Genomic DNA, 1670 nt, shown 5'->3' with positions numbered 1-1670 from the left:
TCTTTTCAGACACTTCTGAGAACGATATTGATGTAGAAATATCAAGGAATCTACTTCTTTATAAAAAGGCGGTAGCTAGAATTCCTGATACTTTAGTCGATAAGAGACTTGCACTAAATCTACTTAAATTTATTTCAATTTGGAATCTATGCAGTTTGCAAAAAGAACAAAAGCTTTCAACTGAATTTCTATTGTTTGCAATGCAACTAGATAATAAAGAATTAGAGCCGCTTTTGAGCTTATTATCAAAGCAAAAAGTTATTAGATTTAATAGATTGGGCGAATATTGGGAAATTCATACAGGAAGTGCTGTAGATATTAATGAAAAAATATCTAGTAAAAAGTTAGATTATATTCCTAGTCAAGTTGAGATACAAAAAATCTTGTTAAAAAACCTTGATAGGAAATATTACTTCCCAGAAAAATATAATGATGACAAGGAAATGACTAGATTTGCTAATGTAGAGCTTCTTCTTGAATCAAATATCGAGAAATTTAATGTGTTAAAGATGAAGAATAGTGATGCAGATCTAACACTTTATTACGTTATTCCTGAAAACAAGATTTCAGAAGAAATTTCGAAAAAACTTCTAAGACTTTCTCGGTCTGAAAAGGATATCTTTTCGGTGCATCCTAGCCCTCTTTCTTCAATCAAGCAGGAACTGTTTGAAAGTATTATTATCGAGGAGTTATCATCTGATAAGGCTTTACTCGCAGAGGATAAAGGGATTAAGGAAGAACTGTCAATTTTAGGAAAAGAAGCTAACCATGTGATAGCAAAATATTTATCAGCCCTTTCCAATTTTGATAACAATATTATCTGGATTTCTTCTAAAGAAAGATTAAACATTAATAGTCAAATTGGTTTATCGGAGTTGTTAACTAAAAAGTGTTATCAATTATATGGGGATACGCCAAAAATAATAAATGATTCATTCAATCGTATGAATTGTTCCTCTCAACAAAAGGTGGGGGCAAAAAATCTCATTGATTGCATTATTAAGTCCCCAAATGAAAGCCAGTTTGGAATAGAGGGAAGTGGGCCAGCGTATGCCATTTATGCTTCTGTCTTTAAGAATAATTCAAATTTTGATATAGATGTTAATAAATTTGATTATAAAAATATTGAGTATGCACCTTACCGTCTATTACGTAAAAAGCTTACTGACCTATTAGATAAGCAACCGAAGGGGAATTTTGCTGATATCATAAGTATTTTTACAGAAACTCCATTTGGGATCAGAAAGCCTGTAGTACCTATTTTATTAGTTGCAATGTTACGTGATCGTTGGAATGAATTTATGCTCTATAGAAATGAAATATTTGTACCGGGGCTTAATGGTAATAAGCTTTATGAAATATTAGAAGAAGAAGGACCCGAAAACTATCAATATACCTATGAGAAAATTGATGAGGATTATATTCATTTCTTCAATTCACTAGAAAACCATTTTGCTGATTTTATTGAGGAAAGATTAGAGGGGCGAAACAATTCAAGACTTATACAGATTTGTGGCACTTTAGTCAAATGGTTAAGATCTCTCCCTCGGTTTACACAAATCTCAAGTGCTGTTAGTGAAGATTTTAAACAACTAAGAGATCAAATCAGAAGGACAGAGGTAAAACCACAACAGAGTATTACAGAACTATTTAATCTTTATAAAGACAAT

At 31.6% G+C, this 1670-nt stretch carries 1 pseudogene; it reads left to right on the top strand.

Annotation, left to right across the window (positions count from 1 at the left end):
• Nucleotides 1-1670, top strand: a pseudogene (locus V7083_RS22895) (hypothetical protein); the annotation flags it as partial.

The sequence above is a fragment of the Bacillus sp. JJ1764 genome, assembly GCF_036962145.1.
Taxonomy (GTDB): domain Bacteria; phylum Bacillota; class Bacilli; order Bacillales; family Cytobacillaceae; genus Neobacillus.
The sequence above is the reverse complement of the archived record's forward strand: the minus strand, read 5'-3'. Positions and strand labels throughout refer to the sequence as shown.